We start from the raw sequence: 19,569 nt of genomic DNA on the forward strand, positions 1-19,569 counted from the left end.
CGGTCGAATAATCAACCGCTCGGTCGAAACTCATTCGAACGTTTTTCAGTCCCACGAACATTGCGGACGCGGACTGTCCTTAATGGGTACCACGATGAGGGCCATGCGCATTCTCATCACGGGAGCCACTGGACAGGTCGGGCGTCACCTGGCCACTGAGCTGCTCGGAGCCGGCCACACTGTCCGCGCCCTCACACGGAGCCCCTCCAAAGCTGACCTGCCGAAAGGGATCGAGGTGGCCGCAGGCGACCTCACCAACACTGCCAGTCTCCTAACAGCATTTGAGGGCGTGGACGCCGTACACCTAATCACTTTTGGCGGGGACGACGGCGAAGATCTGACCAACGGGGCGGAGATCGTTAATCTCGCAGAGCGCGCCGGCATCAGCCGGGCAACTGTCCTTGGCGGCTGGTCCTCCACCTCTGTCGACAACGCACTGAAAGCCAGTTCCATCAGCTGGACCATCATTCAGCCTGCCGAGTTCATGGGTAACGCGCTGGAGCTCGCTCCCGAAATACGAGCCTCACGCACAGTCTCCATGCTCGCCGACTATCCCAGCGCCGTCGTGCATGAAGCTGACATCGCCGGTGTCGCTGCCGCAGCGCTCGCTACGGACCGGCACGCACAAAAGACCTACGGGCTGACCGGACCCGAGGCGCTCACACCGGCCGAGCGAACCAGCCTGCTCGCCGGTGCAATCGGAGAGCCGATCCAATTCGTGCAGCTAAGCGAGGACGAAGAGCGCGAACGGCTTCGCAACTACGGCTACGACGCGGACTACATCGAATTCGGCATCCAGCTGGCCACCCACGCCCCCAGGAACGCCGGCACCGTCCTGCACACCGTCAAGGAAGTCACCGGACGCCCAGCGCGGACCTTTAGGCAGTGGGCACACGAGCACCTCGATCAGTTCCGCGCCATGCACTGATCAGCCAGCCGCCCTTATATGCACAGGCGGCATATACGCCGGCGGCCAGCCTGCGTCAGTCGTCGCCGATGTCCGTAAACAGGGCCATGAACGTTGTCCCGGTAGCCTTCAACTGACCCATGAAGTCCGCGGCTTCGGCCGTCGCCACCGCCGCGGAAGCGTCGTCATAGCTGTCGAAGTACAAGTCCACGGTCCGGTATGCCGGGGTGGGTGAGCCGTTCTCCTTGGGCCAGACCTTTCCCGCTTCGAACCGCTGCAGGCGCGGAAGCTCTCGCGCGCTGCCTTCGAAACCCTTGTAGGCCGTTTCAAATGCCTCTGGGTCTGCCGGGTTGTCGATGATGAAGGTGATCTTGGTGGACACGGTGTTCTCCCCATTGGTAGGTCTGCGGTAACTGCGCGGATGAGGAGCCATTCTGTGGCATGAACGGGGAGTGCGCCACCGCTTTCCGGCAGAACTTCCTGGAAAGGCCGTCCCCGAGGCAGTGCTGTAAGACGCAGTCCGGTGTGATGATGGGAGCAGATGCCATCCTGTCCGGAGAGGGCGCACCACATGGCGGAAACCGCACCGGCCCCTGCCGACAAGCGCAGCCGCCTGCTCGTCGTCGCAATCCTCGCCTCATTCGTGGCGTTCCTTGACGGCAGCATCGTCACCGTCGCCCTGCCGGCCATCGGCGAGGAACTCGGCGGCGGGCTCGCCACCCAGCAGTGGACGGTCAACGCCTATCTGCTCACCCTCGGCGCGCTGATCCTGCTTGCCGGTTCGCTCTCCGACTCCTTCGGCCGGCTCCGGGTGCTCACCTTGGGGCTGATTGGGTTCGGCGCCGCATCAATCGGCTGTGCCCTGGCCTGGGATCCGGAAGTCCTCGTCATCGCACGGGCGATCCAGGGCATGGCGGCCGCATTGCTGGTCCCCAGCAGTCTGGCCTTAATTACGACGGCGTATGCCGGGCCGGCGCGCGCCCGCGCCATCGGAACGTGGACAGCCTGGACCGGCACCGCGGCGATCATCGGGCCGCTGCTGGGCGGCGTGCTGGTTGACTGGTTCAGCTGGCGCCTGATCTTCGCCGTCAATGTGCTGCCGGTGGCGCTGACCCTGCTGCTGATGCTGGGCCTGCAGGACAGCCCGCGCCGCCGGACCGCACTGGACATTCCCGGAGCGCTGCTCGCAGTTGCCGGACTGGGCGGCCCCGTCTATGCACTGATTGAACAGGAGCGGCTGGGTTGGTCGGACCCGGCAGTGTATCTCTCCCTCGCCGGAGGCCTGGCTGCCCTGGTGCTGTTCGTGGTTCGGGAAGCACGCGCCAGAGCGCCGATGATGCCTCTATACCTCTTCCGTGTCCGCAACTTCCGCTACGGAAACCTGGTGACCGCAGCCGCTTACGGTGCGCTCTCCCTCGGCACGTTTGCGCTGACCGTTTTCGTCCAGGAAGCGGCAGGCTTCACTGCCATCCAAGCAGGTCTCATTTCCCTGCCGCTTCCGGTGGCCATGCTCCTGCTCTCCACTTACTTCGGAAACCTGGCCGGGAAGTACGGCCCACGGATCTTCATGACCTGCGGTCCGGCAATCATGGGTATTGGTTTCCTGCTGATGCTCTCGGTCAGCCCACCGCTGAACCTGCTGACCCAACTGCTCCCGGGCCTGCTGCTCTTCAGCCTGGGGCTCGCGGTCATGGTGGCTCCGCTGACCGCCGCCGTGCTTGGTGCGCTGAACGAGACCGACGCTGGAATCGGATCCGCCGTGAACAACGCGGTCAGCCGGGTGGCCGGCCTCATCACGGTTGCCCTTATCGGCACCATTTCCGCCGGGTCCCTGGACTACGCAGGTTTCCAGCGGACGGTACTGGCGACGGCGCTGCTGATGTTCGCCGCCGCACTGATCGCGTTCCTGGGAATCCGAACGCCGGAGCGGGACGGCAGTCCGGCTTAGCCGGAGCCCGGTTGATATAAGCGTTTCAGGGGCAGTTCCTGCATCAGGAACGCCCCTCCGCTAGGCTCCCGTCATGCCGCTCATAGACAGCTCGCTGGACACAGCCGCCGAACGAGTCTCGATTTCCTGGCATCTGGACGCTTCTCCGGACCGGGTGTGGTGGGGACTCACCGATCCGGAGGCACTGCCGCAGTGGATGGGCAGGCTGGTGAGCGGTCAGTTCGAGACCGGCAGCACAGTCATCATCGAGCACGCCGAGGACTACTGCTGCACCAGTGAGATCCTGGAGTGCGAACCGGAGCGGCTGATCGTCATGACCTGGCATTTCCCTGAGGAACCGGTCTCCCGGCTGCGCTTCAAGCTCACGGTCACTGGCACCGGCACGCAGCTGGTCCTGACACACGAGGCCCTCGGCGCCGAGACAGGGAACTACCTGCCCGGCTGGCATACACACCTGCTCTACTTGGAAGCACAGCTCGCTGGCGAGCCGCGTCCCATGGCAGAGTTCTGGGCCACCTACGAAACCCTTGCGGGCACAGGGCCGGAACCCTAGACCCCGGCCCCGCGCAGCACAGCGACTGTGTTGACCGCAGCAGCAAAGGCCTCATAGCCTTTGTCCTCCGATGACCCTTCGAGTCCGGCACGGTCCAGCGCCTGCTCCTCCGTGTCGCAGGTCAGCACGCCAAAACCAACCGGCGTTCCGGTCTGCACGCTCACCTGTATAAGCCCCTGCGTCGCCGAGGAGCACACGTAATCAAAGTGCGGGGTTCCGCCGCGGATGACGACGCCGAGGGCAACGACGGCATCAAAGTGCGGCGCCAGCCTCGCGGCAGCTACGGAGAGCTCAAACGTTCCCGGAACCCGGACCAGCTTCGGCCCAAGCCCGGCATCCGAGGCAGCACGCAGGGCGCCCTCCACCAGCCCGTTCATCACCTCGGTGTGCCAGCTGGCGGCAACAATCGCCACCCGAATGTCCAGGCCCTGGGCCCTGATGCTGCTGACGTCGTTATCCGGCGCGCCGTGTCCGCTCATGTTCCGTGTCCTCTTCGTAGACGGTAGTTAGCTCTGCTTCACGGGATTGGCCCGCAGCAGGTTCAGGTGGTGGTTCATCCGGTCCCGCTTGGTCTGCAGATACCGCTCGTTCTCGGCCCGGACCGGCACCTCGGAGGGAACCATCGCCTCCACCTCGACGCCGTACGCCTCAAGCCGGTCCCGCTTCACCGGGTTGTTGGTCAGCAGGCGGATCCGCGGCGTGCCCATTTGCAGGAGGATCTCCGCCGCGGCCTGATAGTCCCGTGCATCCACCGGCAGGCCAAGCTGCTCGTTGGCCTCAACGGTGTCCGCGCCGGCTTCCTGCAGCGCGTACGCGCGGAGTTTGTTCGCCAGCCCGATCCCCCTGCCCTCGTGTCCGCGCAGATACAGCACGGTTCCACCGTGCAGGCTGATCAGGCCGAGCGCCTGTTCCAGCTGCTCCCCGCAGTCACACCGGTAAGAGGCGAATACATCACCGGTCAGGCATTCGGAATGCAGCCGGACCAGCGGGGTTCCGCCGTCGGGGTCCGTCCCCGGGGCGGAAACGCTCAGGTGTTCGGCTCCGGTCCGTGTATCGGTCCAGACCCGCGCGGTGAAGTCGCCGAACGCCGTCGGCAGCTGGACTACGGGTCCGGGCACCACGTTCGCTGCGTCCATCACCGCCGGCCTCCTGCTATTGCCGGTGCGGCCGCCGCCAGATACACGACCAGGTCCTCGATCGAGACCAGCGGCAGGCCATGCTCATCAGCGAACTGCCGCAGGGCGGGCAGGCGCATCATGGAACCGTCGTCGCGCACCAGCTCGGCGATCACCCCAACCGGTGTGCAGCCGGCCAGCCGCGCCAGCTCGACGGCGGCCTCGGTGTGTCCACGGCGGGCACGCACCCCGCCATCGTGGGCACGCAGCGGAAAGATGTGTCCCGGCCGGTTCAGGTCGCCGGCCAGGGACGCGGGATCCGCCAGCACCCTCGAAGTCAGCGCCCGGTCGGCCGCGCTAATGCCGGTGCTGGTGCCCGACGCCGCGTCGCAGGACACCGTATAGGCGGTGCCCTTGGCGTCCTGGTTGACCGCGGTCATGGGCGGCAGGTCCAGCCGGTCCGCCCATTCCCCCGGCAGCGGAACACAGACCACGCCGGAGGTGTACCGCACGGTGAAGCCCATCAGTTCAGCGGTGGCGTGCTGGGCGGCGAAGATAATGTCACCTTCATTTTCGCGGTCCTCGTCATCCACGACGACGACGGCGCCTCCCGCAGCGATCGCCCGGATTGCGGCGTGAATCGGGTCCATCCGGGTGCTCATGCTTCCTCCTCGGGGCCGGATGCGGGAGCCGCAAACGCGAGCAGACGCTCCGCGTACTTGGCCAGCACATCCACTTCCAGATTTACCGGGGCCCCGGGTTTCAGTGCACCCAGCCCGGTCTCGGCCAGCGTGGTGGGAATCAGCCCGACTTCGAACCAAGGCTCGGGATCCCGTGGTTCGCTCACGGCAGTGACGGTGAGGGAAACGCCGTCGACGGCAATGGAGCCCTTCTCCGCGATGTAGCGGGCCAGCCGGGCCGGCACGCGGAACCGCAGCCGGTCCCAGCTGCCCAGGTCTTCGCGTTCCAAGAGGGTCCCCACACCGTCCACATGGCCTTGGACGACGTGCCCGTCCAGGCGCCCGCCGGCAGGAACGCAGCGTTCAAGATTCACTTTCCGGCCCGCTTCGAGCGAACCGGTTGTGGTCCGGTCCAGGGTCTCGCCCATGACGTCCAATGAAATCCGGTTCCCGTCGATGGCGGTTGCGGTCAGGCAGACGCCGTTGACTGCGATCGATCCGCCGAGGCCGAGCTCCCCGGAGGTGCGGGGGGCGTCGATCACCAGTACCTTTCCGGCGTCGGATGAGTCGGATTCCAGGGAAACTACGCTGCCCTGTTCAGCAACAATGCCGGTAAACACGTATCAGGTCCTTACTCTGAGGTCATTTTCGGGAAGCGGTTCGAGGTGCAGCCGGAGGTCCGGTCCCACGGGGACGGCAGCCCCGCCCCCGGCCTGGTCCCAGCGCCAGCGCTGGATCTGAGCCATGGACCCAATGCCGAGTCCGGCAAACGCCGGGGTGCCCGCACCCAGCAGGGCGGGCGCGGTGTATGCCAGCAGCTCATCGGCCAGCCCGGCGCGCAGGAACGCTCCGGCCACGGTGCCGCCGCCCTCCACCATCAGGTGCCGCACGCCGCGGTCATACAGTTCGGCCAGTACGACGGCGGGATCATGGGTTTTCAGGTGCAGGAACCTCCCGTCGGCCCCCCGGACGCGTGCGCCGCCGGGAACCGGGGTGTGGCCCATGACCACCCGGAGGGGCTGCTGCACGGCGTCGCTGCCGTCTGGGTCTCGGGCAGTCAGCCGGGGATCGTCGGCCTGGACGGTCCCGGTGCCGGCCAGGATGGCGTCGGCCCGGAGACGCAGGTCCTGGGCATCTGCCCGGGCTTCGGGAGAGGTGATCCACTGGCTGGTGCCGTCTGCCGCTGCCGTCCTGCCGTCCAGTGTCTGCGCGGTTTTGACGGTGAGAAACGGACGACGCGCTGCTGTGGCGACGGCCCAGCGGTGGTTCAGTTCCCGGGATGCTCCGGCAAGGAGCCCGCCTTCGGCATCGATCCCAGCAGCGGCCAGGGCGGCGGCTCCGCCCGCAGCGTCGTCGTTGGTATCCGCGGCACCGTAAACCACCCGGGCGAGTCCGGCACGGAGAATCGCCTGTGAACAGGGCCCCGTCCGGCCGGTGTGGTTGCACGGTTCCAGAGTGACCACCATGGTTGCCCCGCGCACGTCCGTGCCCGCCGCGGCAGCGGATGCGAGGGCATCAGCCTCTGCATGCGGGGTTCCGGCACCGCGGTGCCAGCCGGTCGCCAGGACATCTCCGGAAGGGCGGAGGATCACGGCACCCACCAGGGGATTCGCGCCGCGCACTCCCCTGCATGCCAGCTGGAGCGCCTGCTCCATCGCCGTATGTTCGGCGTCGGAAAAGGCCATGGCTACCTCACCGTGGGGTCCGGCATTGAAACCTGCACCTGCGGCTTTTCGTTCGCTTTGGCACGCCACCAGACAAAGAATCCGATCAGGGTGAAGATGCCGTAGAACAGGTACATAAACGCCGTCGCGTAGTAGCCGGCGCTAAAGAGCAGCGGGACACCGACGATGTCCACGGCCACCCAGATGAGCCAGAATTCGACCCAGCCCTTGGCCATGCCGTAGGTGGCCAGCAGCGATCCGACGAACGTCCAGGCATCCGCCCACACCGGCTCGTAGGAGCCAAGCATCCCGAACACGGGAGTCAGTGCCACCGTGCCCAGGATCAGGCCCGCGACTAGGCCCAGCCGTGCCCGTCCTGACGCCCACTGCGGCGTAACGGCGTCCGCGCCGGAGTTTTTGCTGGCCTGCCAGCGGCGCCAGCCGTAGATGGCGACGGCGATGAACATCACCTGCCGCCCGGCCTGGCCGAGCAGATTCGCTGTGCTGGCGTCGCCAAAGATGGAGCCGAGGAAAACGGTCAGAAGGAGCAGGTTGCCGGCAATGCCTACCGGCCAGGCCCAGATCTTCCGGCGCATGCCGCCAAGGGCGCTGAGCAGCCCAAAGATGTTGCCTAGTACTTCGCGCACCAGCAGGGAAGAGCTCCCCACGGGGATCTGCGCGTCAAAGAGCCACCGCAAAAAATCCAATGTCGTTCCTTATCCCGTAGCGGCGGCTCCGGGGGTACGACAGTGCGATGCATCAACAGCACGGGGTACCCAAGTGGGTACGCCGAGGCGTCGGTTCAACAAACTGTACGTGCTTCTCCCATCCAGACTTTAACTGTCGGTACCGGAATTTCACCGGTTCAACCGTCCGTCCTGCTGAGGGATCCCAGCCGGACGTGCGGGTCGCGGACTATAACCGCCGGTTCGGAATTACACCGACCCCGGAGCACGTTTGTGTAATCCACATTCTCGCACAGGTTATGGATGCAGATTCAAGTTTTTATGCAGCGTGTGACGGCCGGGACATGGGGCGTCATGTCCCGGACGCCGGAGGTCACGTTTACGCGACGCGCAGGTCAATCTCCCCCGGCGCTCCGCCGTCGGCTCCGAAGACCAGCTGGCGGTTGGCTACCTTGTCCGTGAAGAACCTGTCGTGGCTGACCACCACCACGGCTCCGGGGAAATGCAGCAGTGCCTGTTCCATGACCTGGGTGCTCGAAAGGTCCAGGTGGTTCGTCGGTTCATCCAGCAGCAGCACCGAGGCGCCGGAGAGCAGGCACTGTGCCATAGCCACACGTGCCTTCTGCCCGCCGGAGAGGTTGCCGATCTTCTGCTTCAAATCCGCTTCGGAGAACTGGAACATGGCCAGGAACCTGTTCACCGACTTCTTCGTCGCCTTCAGCGCCAGGCTGTCAGGCATCGCGTTCACGGCGTGCGTAACCGTATCGGCGTCGTCCAGTTCAGCCAGGACCTGGTTGTAGGAGACCATGCCGGCGCCGTTCGCCCAGGCGACCTTGCCGGCGTCGGGCGTTTCCTCACCGGTGAGCACACGCAGCAGAGTGGTTTTGCCGCTGCCGTTGGCGCCCAGGACCACCAGCCTGTCACCGCGCTGGATCTCGAAGGACAAGCCGCTGAACAGGGTCCTGCCGCCATACGACTTGGCCACGTCCTGCACCCGGCACAAATTGTCCTTCACATGCAGGCCCGCGTAGATCTCGGTGATGATCTGGTCCACGGGGCGCGGCGCACGGGACTTCTTGATTCGGGCAAGCTTCGCGCCCAGGGTCCGGCCGCCTGCCTTGGCGGCCTCGCGGCGGTCGGCAATGCCTTCGGCTTCAAAGGCCAGCAGCTCGGATTCGTGCACGAACTGGGATGCCAGCTGCTTCAGCCGGAACTGCTTCTGGATGACGTACTCGGCGAAGTTCCCGGGATATTCGTGCAGGTGGTAGTTCTCCACCTCGATGATCCGGGTCACCACGGCGTCCAGGAACGCCCGGTCGTGGGAAACCACGACGGCGGCACCGCGGAAGTCGCGGAACCAGCCTTCCAGCCACTGGACACCCTCGACGTCGAGGTAGTTGGTCGGTTCATCCAGGAGCAGCACGTCCGGGGCCTGCAGCAGGATCTTTGCCAGCGCCGCGCGGTTCCGCCAGCCGCCGGACAGCGCGTCGATTGGGCAGGTGCGGTGGGCTTCGCTGAAGCCAAGGGTGGTCAGCGCAGCGTCGATCCGGCGCGGATAGTCCCACCCGTCCAAGTGGTCCATCGCTTCGAACAGTTCGGACTGCCGGCGAATGAGCTTGTCCATGGTCTTTTCATCAGGGTCCGCACCGAGGGCTTCGTCGATTGACGCAAGCTCCGCTTCCACGTCCTTGATCTCGGTGAACAGCCCGTCCAGGACTTCGGTGACGGTGGAGTCTCCGGCGAGTTCGGAGAACTGGGAGAAGTAACCGATCTTCAGCCCGTCGTCCACGCTCACGGTGCCGGAATCCGGTTCCAGCTGCTGCAGGATGAGCTTGAGCAGGGTGGACTTTCCGGATCCGTTCTTCCCGATCAGGCCCACCCGGTCCTTGGGCTCCAGCCGGAAGAACACCTCACGCAGGATTTGGGACTTCTCGAAGCCAACGTTGACGTCCTGCAGCCTGATCAGGCTCATTCGGGTGTGTCCTCTCGGGATGGAAGCAAGCCACTTATCTTATCGGTCCTGCGCCGCCCCCTGTTCCCCGCCGGAGCACCGACGCATACTAAAGGCGTTCCGCAGACCATCCACATGCGCAGGAGGTGCCCGGCGATGGTGCAGGCAACAACACTGGTTTCCGGACTGGGAATGGGAGAATCTGCCCGCTGGCATGGCGGTGAGTTCTATTTCGCTGACTGGTCGGCCGGCACCATTTCCGCGCTCGACGCCGCGGGAAACGTCCGAAGGGTTGCCGGAGTACCGTCATTCCCGATCACCTTTGACTGGCTGCCGGACGGCCGCATGGCCGTGGTCTCCGGTGCCGACGGCGCCGTGCTGGCTGAAGTTCCGCATGCCGGCCTGGTACCCCTGGCCGACCTTCGAAGCTTCTCCCCCCACCCCTGGAACGAAATTGCGGTCCATCCCGCCGGCAACATTTACGTGAACGGCATTGGGCAGGATTACGCCGGCGAACCACAGGACAACGGGCTGATCGTGCTGATCCGGCCGGACGGAACGGCCCGGCAGGTGGCCGGGAATCTGGCCTTTCCCAACGGGATGCTCGTCTCGGCCGACGGCTCCACCCTTGTGGTCGCCGAATCCAACGCCGGTCGGCTCACGTCCTTCGAGATCCTGCCGGACGGCACCCTGGCCCCGTCCCGGACCTGGGCCACCGTGGAAGGCAGTGCCCCGGACGGTATCAGCTGGGACGGGAGCGGGGGGATCTGGTTCGCCGAGGTCCCGGGAGAACGCTGTGTCCGGGTCCAGGAAGGCGGTACCGTGCTGGAGACCGTGGAGCTGGATGACGGCTGCTTCTCCTGCGCCGCCGGCGGTGATGACGGCGGCCTGCTGTTCATGATGACGGCGCAGTGGCCCCAGGTCATGGACCCCGGCTGGGAGAAAACCGGCCGGGTCATGGTGCAGCGGGTTCGGCCCCCGGAGCTTCCCTAACCGGGCTCCCTAGCCGGTGCGGCTCACCGCGCTGGCCTGTGCCCGCAGCTTGGCAATCGCCTCATTCGGATCCTCCGTGCCGTAGACCGCCGACCCGGCCACGAACACATTGGCACCGGCTTCAGCCGCGCGCTCAATAGTGTCCGGAGCGATTCCGCCGTCCACCTGGATGGCGATTGGCAGGCCGGAGCCCCGGACGGCCTCGGCAGCGCGGCGGATCTTGGGCAGGGTCACGTCCAGGAACTTCTGTCCGCCGAAGCCGGGTTCCACGGTCATGATCAGCAGCATGTCCAGCTCGGGAAGCATGTCCAGGTAAGGCTCCACCGGCGTGGCCGGTTTGAGTGCCATTCCTGCCTTTGCCCCGCGGTCCCGGAGCTCACGGGCGAGGCGGATCGGCGCAGCGGCTGCTTCAACATGGAAGGTCACTGACGCCAGGCCGGCCTCGGCGTAGGCCGGAGCCCAGCGGTCGGCGTCGGCGATCATCAGGTGCGCGTCCAGCGGCAGGGCGCTGACTTCCTGGATCCGCTTGACCACGGGCAGCCCGATGGTCAGGTTCGGGACGAAGTGGTTGTCCATCACGTCCACGTGCACGGCGTCGGCGCCGCTGATGCGTTCCAGCTCGGCTTCCAGGTTCACGAAGTCGGCGGACAGGATGCTCGGGTTGATGCAGCAGTTGCTCACGGTGCTCTCCTAGGTCAGATCTTCCGGCGGATCAGGGCCAGGAACATCGCGTCGGTCTGGTGGATGTGCGGCCACAGCTGTGCTGTGGCCTCATGGCCTGCTTCGAGGGAACCGGTCAGGCTGACCGCGTCCAGGGCGGCACCGGCGTCGAGCAGTTCCAGGTCATTGCGCTTGCGCAGCACATCTGCCACCACGGCTTTGGTTTCGGCCGGGTGCGGGGAACAGGTCACATAGGCCACTACGCCCCCCGGCTTCACCGCATCCACCGCGGTGGTCAGCAGTTCGCGCTGCAGCGAGCCAAGATCGCCGACATCGCCGGGCTGGCGTCGCCAGCGCGACTCCGGGCGGCGGCGCAGAGCGCCGAGGCCGGTGCAGGGCGCGTCAACGAGGATCCGGTCGAATGTCTCCGGGTAGTCCTCGGCCACCGTGCGGCCGTCTCCGGTGCGCACGTTCCAGGTCTCCCCCGGAACAGCTTCCAGGGCCTGGCGGACCAGCTGGGCGCGGTGCGGCGCCGGCTCATTGGCAAGGATGACTGCGCCCTTTTCGTGGGCCAGGGCGGCGAGCAGGGCTGCCTTGCCGCCGGGGCCGGCACACATGTCCAGCCACTTCTCCATGCCGTCCTCGTCCGGAGCGACGCCGTCCAGTTCCAGCTCGGCCAGGGCCCGGGCTACCAGCTGGGATCCGGCGTCCTGCACACGTGTAGTTCCGGCCCGCACGGATTCCAGGCGTCCCACGTCGCCGGCGGCGAACAGGGCGGAGTCCTTAACCAGCCCGCCCTCCACTGCGCCGGCTTCGCGGGCTTCATCGAGGCTGCCGAGTCCCGGCAGCGCAACCAGGTTCACGACCGGTGCGTCGTTGTCCGCCTGGAGCAGGTCGGTAATTTCCTCGACGCTGCGGCCGTGCGCAACCAGAGACTGGCGCAGGGCGCGCACGATCCACTCGGGGTGGCTGTACTCGATAGCCGACCGCTTGACTGCATCCTGCTCATCTTCGGTCAGCAGAGCGGTCCATTCCGCAAGGTCGCGGGCGGCGACCTTACGCAGCACCGCATTGATCAGTGCGGACGGGCCGGCGCCGATCACGGCACGGGCCAGGCCCACGGTCTGGTCCAGTGCGGCGTGGGCGGGAACCCTCATGGCGAGGAGCTGGTGCGCGCCGATGCGCAGCGCATCCAGGACGGCGGGATCCAGTTTCTCCAGCGGGCGGTCCACGCAGCGGGCCAGGATGGCGTCATAGATGCCCTGTCCGCGCAGGGCGCCATAGGCAAGTTCGGTGGCAAATCCTGCATCGCGCTTGTCCAGGCGGTGCTTGCGGATGCTCTTGGGCAGCACCAGGTTGGCGTAGGCATCTTCGCCGGAAACGGCGCGGAGAACCTCAAAGGCAACAAGGCGGGCCGGGTCGGCGGCGCGGGTACGCTGCGACGGTGCCGCAGATGTGCGGCTCCGGACGGACGGACGGCTGCGCTGATGCCCCTTGGCGTTGCGGTCGCTGCTGCTCACTTAAAAACCACGTCCTCACGCTGGCCCAGTCCGCGGGCCCAGTCGGCTCCGGACATCATCTTCTTTCCTGCGGGCTGGACCCGCTGCAGTTCCAGGGCAGTGCTGCCGGTGCCCACAAGCGCCTCAGCGGCGCTGCCTGATCCGAGCCGGACCTGGCCGGGTGCCAGGTCAGTGACGTCCGGACGCGGACGGGCGGCACCGATCTTGAACCGTGCTCCGTCCCAGGTGGTCCATGCCCCGGGCTCCGGCGTCACGCCGTTAATCCGGCGGCGGAGGGCCAGGGCGGGCTGTTCCCAGTTCAGGTGCCCGTCCTCGATGGTGAGTTTCGGGGCAAGTGTCACTTCGCCGGTCTGCGGAACCGGCGCTGCCTTCCCCGCCTGGATGGCGGCAAGGGTCTGGGCCAGCAGGACGGCGCCGCTGTGCGAAAGCCGTTCCAGCAGTTCTCCGCTGGTCAGGGCAGGATCCACGCTCTCTGTGAGCTGTCCGAAGACCGGCCCGGTGTCCAGGCCCTTTTCCAGCAGGAACGTACTGGCACCGGTGATCTCGTCTCCGGCAATCACTGAATGCTGTACCGGTGCTGCTCCGCGCCAGGCCGGAAGCAGGGAGAAATGCAGGTTGATCCAGCCGTGCTTGGGGATGGACAGTGCACGTTCAGGGATCAGGGCACCGTAGGCCACGATCGCGGCGGCGTCGGGAGCCAGCGCTGAAATGGCGGCAACGGCGTCGTCGTCAATCCTGTCCGCCTTGATGGTCGGCAGATCCAGTTCCGCTGCCCGCGCCGCGACGGGCGAAGGGGTGAGGACGCGCTTGCGGCCCAGTGGGGCGTCCGGGCGGGTCAGGACACCAACGACGTCGAACCCTGCCGTGATCAGTGCGTCCAGGGAGGGAACGGCGACGGCCGGTGTCCCGGCGAAAAGTACTCGCATGTGCTGTCGCTACGCTCCCGTGCTCTGTCCGAAGGTACCGAAGCTGGAACCCACGCTCTGGGCACGCTGGGCGGTGGTGCGCTCGGCAATTGAGTCGTACTCGGCCATGCGGATGGCACGCAGGGCGGCCTTGCGGTCCTCGCCCTTGAGCCGGTCGATGAAGAGTACGCCGTCCAGGTGGTCCGTCTCGTGCTGGAAAGCCCGGGCGAGCATGCCTTCGCCTTCCACTGTGACGGGGTTGCCGTCCTTGTCCTGGCCGGTGACCCGGGTCCAGCGGCGCCGCGGCACAGGATATCCCAGGCCGGGAATAGACAGGCAGCCTTCCACCTGGTCCTCCTGGAAATCATCGCTGAGTTCCAGGACAGGGTTGACCACGTGGCCGGAAACGCCGTCGATCCGGTAGGTGAAAACACGCAGGCTGACGCCCACCTGGGGTGCCGCGAGGCCGGCGCCGTCAACGTCGTCCATGGTCTCTTCCATGTCCGCGACCAGCTTGGCGAGCTCCGGACCGAATTCCGTCACTTCCTCCGCACGGGTCCTCAGGACGGGGTCGCCGATGATCCGAATCGTCAGGATTGCCATCTGGAATATGTTCCTTACTCTCGCGAAGTGCTGCGTGGTGGTACGTGCTGCGGGGCCGAAAGCCCGGTTATCAGTCTAGTTGGCTGCGGGCTGCCCGGCAGGTACGGCGTGCGAACCGGAGGCCTGGACCGGAGGCGGAGCGATTGGGAGCAGCGCGCGGCCGGCAGCGGCGGCGTCGTAATTGGTCTGCCAAACCCGGCGCAGGGCACAGAACTTGTACCAGTGGGCGGGAAGAACCTCAGGGTTGGCACGCATGGGTCGAACCTCGGTCTGGCCTACCGCGACGCCCAGCAGGAGCGGACTCTGGCCGTAGGCCCACGGCTCCCACGTTCCTGCGGCGGCATCCACCAGGGATTCCTCGGCCTTCATGCCCGCAACCAGCTGCATCACGACTTTGTCATCCAGCGGCTTCACCTGGCCGTCACGGTCTGTGTTCTTCGTCTTGTAGTCGATCAGGCACAGGCGCCCGCCGATTTTGGCCACCAGGTCCAGGGTTCCCGCATAGCCCAGCTCCTGATTCCAAATGGTGATCTCGGCGGCCACCGGCTGCACATCGTAGAGGTGCCACCACTCATCGAAACGGTCGGCGAACTGGTGCTCTCCATGCTGGGCCAGTGCTTCGCGCGCCTCGGCAACCTGGTGCGGCTGCTCCAGTGCCCGCAGCGCCACCTGTTCGCAGTAGTGGTGGACCCGGGTTCCACGTTCGGCCGCGGCGTCGCGGTAACGCTCGGAAGCCCGGGAGGCTTCCTGGACGATTGTCTTCAACTGCGAGGCATTCCCAAGGGCCTGCGGCAGCCCCGGATGCTTGACGACGGCGCTGGCCGCCATATAGCTGTGCCAGCCGTCCAGCGACGTGGTGCCCTGGGCAATAACGGTGGTAATCGAAGGAACCGCCGGGGCTTCGGTCAGCGAACGCGAGTACATGCGTCCGAACTCTGTTGCGTGGGCCAGTGCTGGTGCAGTCATAAACCCAGTCTGCCACCCGGCGGTGACGTTTAAACAAAACAGGCACCGGAGCTGATCCGGTGCCTGTTTCGTCAATTGCTGGTGGGCGATACTGGGTTCGAACCAGTGACCTCTTCGGTGTGAACGAAGCGCGCTACCACTGCGCCAATCGCCCTTGCGGGAGTTGCCTTTGAAGTGCTGCAACGTCTAAAGATGCTAGCCCACAATCGGCCCTCGTCAAAACCGGATACGGGCAACGCGCCGCACGCGCGCCGATTGGACGAACGGTGAAACGTCCTATAGAGTTTTTCTTCGTTGGAAAGCGGCCGAACGCCGCAGAAACGCCAACATGCGGACGTAGCTCAGCTGGCTAGAGCACCACCTTGCCAAGGTGGATGTCGCGGGTTCGAATCCCGTCGTCCGCTCGCAAGTCACTGTAATGCCGGCCCTCAAAAAGCTGGTCACGGTGGGGTGGCCGAGAGGCGAGGCAGCGGCCTGCAAAGCCGTATACGCGGGTTCGAATCCCGTCCCCACCTCCACGGTTTCATGCAACACCCATTTATGGGCGCGATTGGCGCAGCGGTAGCGCGCTTCCCTGACACGGAAGAGGTCACTGGTTCGATCCCAGTATCGCGCACGAGGTTCAACACCTTGTGTTTCACTAAATGTTGGACATTCATTTGCGGACGTAGCTCAGCTGGCTAGAGCACCACCTTGCCAAGGTGGATGTCGCGGGTTCGAATCCCGTCGTCCGCTCTCCTGTACTGTGATGGCACCGGGTCTCCGGAGCCTGGCAGTATCAGGCGCGATTGGCGCAGCGGTAGCGCGCTTCCCTGACACGGAAGAGGTCACTGGTTCGATCCCAGTATCGCGCACGAAAGTTCTGTACTTGTGAATAACACAGTGCTGGTCTTTTGTCTGCGGACGTAGCTCAGCTGGCTAGAGCACCACCTTGCCAAGGTGGATGTCGCGGGTTCGAATCCCGTCGTCCGCTCCACGAATAAAGAACCAGGCCCTCCCGGGCCTGGTTCTTTTTTGTTTCCCCGCAGCTATTCCATCCGCCGGCAGGACGGCAGTCTTCCACCATGCAAGTTCCCGAACCGGATATTCCCTCAGCTGAATCCGTTGGTGGAATCCATCAGGAGGCTTAGCATTGAAACGAATGGGAGGCGTAAGTGCCTCCCCGGTTGGAAGGGAGGTGGTCCGTGTCTGTATTTGACGGGCTCAAAGGCAAGGCCGGAGAGCTGAAGGACAAGGCAACCGAGCTGGTGGGCGAGAACGCCGACAAGATCAAGGGCGGCATCGACCACGCGGGGAACTTTGTTGACCAGAAGACCGGCGGCAAGTACTCCGACAAGATCGATGGCTTCCAAAGCAAGGCCTCGGAAGCGGTAGACAATGTCGACCGCAAACAGGGGCCCGGCACGGGACCCGAAACCGGACAGACTCCTCCGGCCGTATAAGTCTCAGAGCACGGCAGAAGGTCCTGGTCCCGCTTTTCGCGGGATCAGGACCTTCGTCGTTTTCGGGGGGTGCCTCTATGGTTTTGGTCAAGCGGCTGAGGGCAGATTCTTAGGCGCCGGGTCTTCATAAAGGGTTCCGTCGCGAAGCATCGCGAAGAGAACATCGGAGCGACGCCGGGCCAGAGCAATAATCGCTTGATTGTGGCGTTTACCTTCCGCGCGTTTGCGGTCGTAATACGCCCTGGACGGTGGATGATGCAGGGCAGCGAAGGCCGAAAGGAACAAGGCTCGCTTGAGTTTCTTGTTACCTCTCCGGCTCGGATGTTCACCCCGGATCGAAGTTCCCGAGCGACGGGTGACCGGGGCAATTCCGGCGTAGGAAGCCAGATGGGCAGCGGAGGCAAAGTGCTTGCCGGTGACTTCGGTGAGGATCCGCGCGCAGGTCCTGACGCCGATGCCGGGCATCGAGGTCAGGACCTCGTAAAGAGGGTGGGCCTCCACGAGAGCTTCGACCTGGTCCGCGATCTCGTCGCGCTGCCGGCGCAGCGCCAAGAGCTGCTCAGCGAGTTTGGGCAGCACGATCCCGGCCGCGCCGGTGCCCACGACCACCACCGTCTGCTCACCGAGTGCGGTGAATATTGCCTCGGTGAGCCGTTCAGCAGCCCGAGGCGCGTGCTTCTTCAACCGTGCTCTGACGTGTCCGCGGCCGGCGGTCTTCAACGCCGCAGGGGTCGGATAACGGGTAAGCAGATCCGCGACCGCCGGATGGTCCAGATACGGCCCCAGCGCCCTTTCCAGGGCGGGATGGATTTGGGTGAGAAGCCCGCGGATCCGGTTGGAGGTGGCGGTGATCTGTCCGGCGAGATCATCATCGAACCCGCAGAGCACCCCGAGTTCGGCCAGGGTTTCATCGTCCAGTTCCACCGACCGCAGCGTATGGGGCATGGACCGCGCGGCTTCGGCAATGATGGCCGCGTCGCGGGCATCGGTCTTCGCCTGACCCGGGTGCAGGTCCGCGATCCGGCGCATCGCCAGGCCCGGTAGATAACCCACGGCTGCTCCGGCTGCCTGCGCGACCGCGACAGGCAGCGCGCCGATGGTCGCGGGCTGGTCCACGACGACCAGGACTTTCCCGTGGCCGGCGAGTTTGGTGAGGACGTCCCGGATTTTGGTTTCGTCCTGCGGCAGGGCCTTGTCGTAGAGCTTCTTCCCGGCCCGGTTCAGGGCCACGGCGTGGTGGCCGGTCTTGCCGACGTCCAACCCAAGGAAAACGTCGATGCTCTCTTGCTCCAGAATCATGGTTGCCCCCCCGTCTATTCGCTGAGACTGACGTGTTGGCTGGTCAGGAGCGGACAGGAAGTCGCATCCACGTTACGAAGGACCCGTTGTCGTGCCTCTATTAGCGATCCACCGGCCGCCATGTCGGTTCCGGTGGCAACACCCCCCGGATCATGGATGACTGGGGGCAAAAACCATGCCGGAACCGACCGGCCAACACACCCATATCCTGCATCAGGAACGGGCTACGAAAAAGGTAACGGGGGGAATCAGGCAGTGGGGACACTGCCCCGTCCGAAGGTAATGGCCCGTACCAGCTGCACCACGCCAAGGACCACCAGGAAGATGCCGCCAAAGATGACCAGGGCAGCCAGGGACGCAACCGGGAGGAACAGGACCACGATTCCGGCCACAACGCTGAGGATGCCGAAGGTGATTGCGTACCAGCGCGATCCGCCTGATTCGATCTCCACGAAGGCCATGATCCCCTCGATGATCCAGGCGATTCCCACCAGCATGCCCAGGACAGCCAGGGAAGAGAGGGGGTTGCGGATGGCCACGATGCCCACAATGAACAACAGCAGGCCAACGATGATGTTCAGTACCCGAAGCCCCGGAGTCATGGCGGAGATGATTCCGCTGACCACGCGCAGGCCGCCGGAGATGAGGAAGTACAGGCCGAAGAAGAAGGCGATCACCGAGAGCGTGGCTTCCGGCCAGAAAAGCACCAGGAGGCCCAGGATCAGGGATACGACGCCGGAAATACCGAAACCTGTCCGCACTGCGTTAATGGTCCGGGACGACAGTTCGCTGGTATCGAGTCCCAGCCCTCCCCAGCCGTAAAACGCACCGTTGGTCATGGACATGACTAGCCTCCTGCGTTCTCGGGTGTTCTCGGATTCGTTCCCCCAGGCCCTTCGGATTATCCTCCTGGCCCCGGAGGCAAGACCAGCATCCATACGCGGTTCGGGCAGCGGACGGGAGGAACAGCTGTCCTAGGTGATGCCCAAGAGTGAGCGGACCTCGTCCTCCGGCGTTTGGCCGAAGCGCCGGTAGGCGGAGCCAACGGCGGGCAGTCCGCTGTCCGGCCAGGGCAGCACGACGTCGTCGGCGGCCGCAGCGATGCTGGTGGCGGCGGAACAGGACATGGGTGCTGCAGCTATCAGCCAGGCGGGGTGCAGGCTGCGCACTGCAGTGAGCGCGGCGCGCATGGTCGCACCCGTAGCCACGCCGTCGTCCACCACTATGACGGTGCCTCCGGCGATCTTCTGCGGCCCGCGGCTGCCCCGGAACCGGGCGGCCCGCCGCAGGAGCTCCCTGCGCTCGGCGGCCAGAACCGAATCCAGGGCAGCCTGCCCGTCCGGTGCGGCAGCGGAGAGCCAGGACCGGACGATTTCCTGGTTCCACACTTCGGCTGCCTCGCCGCCTGCTTCAGCCACTGCCCCTGCCGCAAGTTCAGGCTGGCGGGGATGGCCCACCTTCCGGACCAGGACCACGTCCAGGGGCGCGCCCAGGGCAGCGGCCGCCTCGGCCGCAACCGGCACCCCTCCGCGGGGCAGGCCCAGGACCAGCAGGTTCTCCCGGCCCCTGTAGCCCTCCAACGCGGTGGCCAATACCCGGCCGGCGTCCTGCCGGTCGGCGTAGGGAAAAGGATGGCTGGCCTGCTGGCCCATGGTTCTCCTGAAGACAGACGGTCCG

The 19,569-nt window shown here is 65.5% G+C and carries 21 protein-coding genes, 7 tRNA genes and 1 riboswitch; of the genes, 11 read left to right on the forward strand and 17 right to left on the reverse strand.

The features are described 5' to 3' along the window. The first annotated feature begins 103 nt into the window (after positions 1–103). The gene (locus AO716_RS13260) at positions 104–928 is read left to right on the forward strand and encodes an NAD(P)H-binding protein (protein ID WP_055241472.1); all 825 of its coding nucleotides are present in this window, start codon (positions 104–106) and stop codon (positions 926–928) included. Between the two features lie 55 nt (positions 929–983). Here the strand turns inward: AO716_RS13260 and AO716_RS13265 are convergent, their stop codons facing one another. Beyond that, positions 984–1,289 (reverse strand): hypothetical protein, encoded by a 306-nt coding sequence (locus tag AO716_RS13265; protein WP_055241475.1) that lies wholly within the window; start codon positions 1,287–1,289, stop codon positions 984–986. A gap of 189 nt (positions 1,290–1,478) precedes the next feature. Here AO716_RS13265 and AO716_RS13270 point away from each other — a divergent pair, with 189 nt between their 5' ends. Together AO716_RS13270 and AO716_RS13275 are read left to right on the forward strand one after the other, a co-directional pair. Then, on the forward strand, positions 1,479–2,855 hold the full coding sequence (locus AO716_RS13270; protein ID WP_055241477.1) for an MFS transporter: 1,377 nt from the start codon (positions 1,479–1,481) through the stop codon (positions 2,853–2,855). 73 nt (positions 2,856–2,928) lie between these two features. Then, positions 2,929–3,408, forward strand: coding sequence for an SRPBCC domain-containing protein (locus AO716_RS13275; protein ID WP_055241479.1), 480 nt, complete (start codon positions 2,929–2,931; stop codon positions 3,406–3,408). Here AO716_RS13275 and ribH read toward each other — a convergent pair. The 7 genes from ribH to AO716_RS13310 form a co-directional block, all read right to left on the reverse strand. Next, positions 3,405–3,887, reverse strand: coding sequence for a 6,7-dimethyl-8-ribityllumazine synthase (gene ribH, locus AO716_RS13280; RefSeq protein WP_055241481.1), 483 nt, complete (start codon positions 3,885–3,887; stop codon positions 3,405–3,407). The two genes, AO716_RS13275 and ribH, sit on opposite strands and share 4 nt — an antisense overlap. 27 nt (positions 3,888–3,914) lie before the next feature. After that, entirely contained in the window at positions 3,915–4,544 is a 630-nt protein-coding gene (ribA, locus tag AO716_RS13285; protein ID WP_055241483.1) for a GTP cyclohydrolase II, read from the reverse strand. After that, positions 4,544–5,185 carry a 3,4-dihydroxy-2-butanone-4-phosphate synthase gene (ribB, locus tag AO716_RS13290; protein ID WP_055241485.1) on the reverse strand — a complete coding sequence of 214 codons (642 nt, stop codon included), beginning with the start codon at positions 5,183–5,185 and terminating at the stop codon, positions 4,544–4,546. Before ribB ends, ribA begins: the two co-directional genes overlap by 1 nt. Beyond that, positions 5,182–5,823, reverse strand: coding sequence for a riboflavin synthase (locus AO716_RS13295; RefSeq protein ID WP_055241487.1), 642 nt, complete (start codon positions 5,821–5,823; stop codon positions 5,182–5,184). The genes ribB and AO716_RS13295 overlap by 4 nt, the downstream gene beginning before the upstream one ends. A gap of 3 nt (positions 5,824–5,826) precedes the next feature. Then, positions 5,827–6,888, reverse strand: coding sequence for a bifunctional diaminohydroxyphosphoribosylaminopyrimidine deaminase/5-amino-6-(5-phosphoribosylamino)uracil reductase RibD (ribD, locus tag AO716_RS13300; protein ID WP_055241488.1), 1,062 nt, complete (start codon positions 6,886–6,888; stop codon positions 5,827–5,829). 2 nt (positions 6,889–6,890) lie between these two features. Beyond that, the gene (gene pnuC / locus AO716_RS13305; RefSeq protein ID WP_055241490.1) at positions 6,891–7,574 is read right to left on the reverse strand and encodes a nicotinamide riboside transporter PnuC; all 684 of its coding nucleotides are present in this window, start codon (positions 7,572–7,574) and stop codon (positions 6,891–6,893) included. A gap of 105 nt (positions 7,575–7,679) precedes the next feature. Next, positions 7,680–7,826: riboswitch (FMN riboswitch) on the reverse strand. A gap of 106 nt (positions 7,827–7,932) precedes the next feature. Then, the gene (locus tag AO716_RS13310) at positions 7,933–9,525 is read right to left on the reverse strand and encodes an ABC-F family ATP-binding cassette domain-containing protein (protein WP_055241492.1); all 1,593 of its coding nucleotides are present in this window, start codon (positions 9,523–9,525) and stop codon (positions 7,933–7,935) included. A 135-nt stretch (positions 9,526–9,660) separates the two neighbouring features. Here AO716_RS13310 and AO716_RS13315 point away from each other — a divergent pair, with 135 nt between their 5' ends. Then, complete coding sequence (locus AO716_RS13315) at positions 9,661–10,497, forward strand: SMP-30/gluconolactonase/LRE family protein (RefSeq protein ID WP_055241494.1); 837 nt, start codon at positions 9,661–9,663, stop codon at positions 10,495–10,497. Positions 10,498–10,506: 9 nt separating this feature from the next. On the opposite strand, the gene rpe is transcribed toward AO716_RS13315, so the two are convergent. The 6 genes from rpe to AO716_RS13345 form a co-directional block, all read right to left on the reverse strand. Further along, a complete protein-coding gene (rpe, locus tag AO716_RS13320; RefSeq protein ID WP_055241496.1) occupies positions 10,507–11,178 on the reverse strand; it encodes a ribulose-phosphate 3-epimerase in 672 nt (223 codons plus the stop codon). Between the two features lie 14 nt (positions 11,179–11,192). Next, on the reverse strand, positions 11,193–12,677 hold the full coding sequence (locus AO716_RS13325) for an RsmB/NOP family class I SAM-dependent RNA methyltransferase (protein ID WP_055241497.1): 1,485 nt from the start codon (positions 12,675–12,677) through the stop codon (positions 11,193–11,195). Then, a complete protein-coding gene (gene fmt / locus AO716_RS13330; RefSeq protein WP_055241499.1) occupies positions 12,674–13,603 on the reverse strand; it encodes a methionyl-tRNA formyltransferase in 930 nt (309 codons plus the stop codon). The genes AO716_RS13325 and fmt overlap by 4 nt, the downstream gene beginning before the upstream one ends. Before the next feature lie 9 nt (positions 13,604–13,612). Then, positions 13,613–14,185: a peptide deformylase gene (gene def / locus AO716_RS13335; RefSeq protein WP_055241501.1), complete on the reverse strand. Its 573-nt coding sequence runs from the start codon at positions 14,183–14,185 to the stop codon at positions 13,613–13,615. A 75-nt stretch (positions 14,186–14,260) separates the two neighbouring features. After that, the gene (locus AO716_RS13340; protein WP_055241502.1) at positions 14,261–15,151 is read right to left on the reverse strand and encodes a PD-(D/E)XK nuclease family protein; all 891 of its coding nucleotides are present in this window, start codon (positions 15,149–15,151) and stop codon (positions 14,261–14,263) included. 79 nt (positions 15,152–15,230) lie between these two features. Continuing rightward, positions 15,231–15,305: transfer RNA gene (locus AO716_RS13345), tRNA-Val, on the reverse strand. A 176-nt stretch (positions 15,306–15,481) separates the two neighbouring features. On the opposite strand from AO716_RS13345, the gene AO716_RS13350 reads away from it, so the two are divergent. From AO716_RS13350 to AO716_RS13380, 7 genes are all read left to right on the forward strand, one after another. Beyond that, a tRNA-Gly gene (locus AO716_RS13350) sits at positions 15,482–15,555 on the forward strand. Positions 15,556–15,595: 40 nt separating this feature from the next. Beyond that, positions 15,596–15,669, forward strand: a tRNA-Cys gene (locus AO716_RS13355). 26 nt (positions 15,670–15,695) lie between these two features. Beyond that, positions 15,696–15,767: transfer RNA gene (locus AO716_RS13360), tRNA-Val, on the forward strand. A 45-nt stretch (positions 15,768–15,812) separates the two neighbouring features. Next, positions 15,813–15,886, forward strand: a tRNA-Gly gene (locus tag AO716_RS13365). A gap of 47 nt (positions 15,887–15,933) precedes the next feature. Continuing rightward, a tRNA-Val gene (locus AO716_RS13370) sits at positions 15,934–16,005 on the forward strand. Between the two features lie 45 nt (positions 16,006–16,050). After that, positions 16,051–16,127: transfer RNA gene (locus tag AO716_RS13375), tRNA-Gly, on the forward strand. Between the two features lie 208 nt (positions 16,128–16,335). After that, positions 16,336–16,593 (forward strand): antitoxin, encoded by a 258-nt coding sequence (locus AO716_RS13380; RefSeq protein ID WP_055241504.1) that lies wholly within the window; start codon positions 16,336–16,338, stop codon positions 16,591–16,593. Between the two features lie 87 nt (positions 16,594–16,680). Here AO716_RS13380 and AO716_RS13385 read toward each other — a convergent pair whose 3' ends face one another. The 3 genes from AO716_RS13385 to AO716_RS13395 form a co-directional block, all read right to left on the reverse strand. After that, on the reverse strand, positions 16,681–17,892 hold the full coding sequence (locus tag AO716_RS13385) for an IS110 family transposase (RefSeq protein ID WP_055241506.1): 1,212 nt from the start codon (positions 17,890–17,892) through the stop codon (positions 16,681–16,683). 248 nt (positions 17,893–18,140) lie between these two features. After that, entirely contained in the window at positions 18,141–18,737 is a 597-nt protein-coding gene (locus tag AO716_RS13390) for an HdeD family acid-resistance protein (RefSeq protein WP_055241508.1), read from the reverse strand. A 129-nt stretch (positions 18,738–18,866) separates the two neighbouring features. Beyond that, positions 18,867–19,544, reverse strand: coding sequence for a phosphoribosyltransferase family protein (locus AO716_RS13395; RefSeq protein WP_055241509.1), 678 nt, complete (start codon positions 19,542–19,544; stop codon positions 18,867–18,869). Positions 19,545–19,569 lie beyond the last annotated feature (25 nt).

The sequence above is a fragment of the Arthrobacter sp. Edens01 genome (genome assembly GCF_001307035.1).
GTDB lineage: Bacteria > Actinomycetota > Actinomycetes > Actinomycetales > Micrococcaceae > Arthrobacter_B.

Coding starts and splice junctions, on each gene's coding strand:
- AO716_RS13260 (WP_055241472.1), top strand. CDS start 104: ATGCGCATTCTCATCACGGGAGCCACTGGACAGGTCGGGCGTCACCTG.
- AO716_RS13270 (WP_055241477.1), top strand. CDS start 1,479: ATGGCGGAAACCGCACCGGCCCCTGCCGACAAGCGCAGCCGCCTGCTC.
- AO716_RS13275 (WP_055241479.1), top strand. CDS start 2,929: ATGCCGCTCATAGACAGCTCGCTGGACACAGCCGCCGAACGAGTCTCG.
- ribH (WP_055241481.1), bottom strand. CDS start 3,887: ATGAGCGGACACGGCGCGCCGGATAACGACGTCAGCAGCATCAGGGCC.
- ribA (WP_055241483.1), bottom strand. CDS start 4,544: ATGGACGCAGCGAACGTGGTGCCCGGACCCGTAGTCCAGCTGCCGACG.
- ribB (WP_055241485.1), bottom strand. CDS start 5,185: ATGAGCACCCGGATGGACCCGATTCACGCCGCAATCCGGGCGATCGCT.
- ribD (WP_055241488.1), bottom strand. CDS start 6,888: ATGGCCTTTTCCGACGCCGAACATACGGCGATGGAGCAGGCGCTCCAG.
- AO716_RS13310 (WP_055241492.1), bottom strand. CDS start 9,525: ATGAGCCTGATCAGGCTGCAGGACGTCAACGTTGGCTTCGAGAAGTCC.
- AO716_RS13315 (WP_055241494.1), top strand. CDS start 9,661: ATGGTGCAGGCAACAACACTGGTTTCCGGACTGGGAATGGGAGAATCT.
- fmt (WP_055241499.1), bottom strand. CDS start 13,603: ATGCGAGTACTTTTCGCCGGGACACCGGCCGTCGCCGTTCCCTCCCTG.
- def (WP_055241501.1), bottom strand. CDS start 14,185: ATGGCAATCCTGACGATTCGGATCATCGGCGACCCCGTCCTGAGGACC.
- AO716_RS13340 (WP_055241502.1), bottom strand. CDS start 15,151: ATGACTGCACCAGCACTGGCCCACGCAACAGAGTTCGGACGCATGTAC.
- AO716_RS13385 (WP_055241506.1), bottom strand. CDS start 17,892: ATGATTCTGGAGCAAGAGAGCATCGACGTTTTCCTTGGGTTGGACGTC.
- AO716_RS13390 (WP_055241508.1), bottom strand. CDS start 18,737: ATGTCCATGACCAACGGTGCGTTTTACGGCTGGGGAGGGCTGGGACTC.
- AO716_RS13395 (WP_055241509.1), bottom strand. CDS start 19,544: ATGGGCCAGCAGGCCAGCCATCCTTTTCCCTACGCCGACCGGCAGGAC.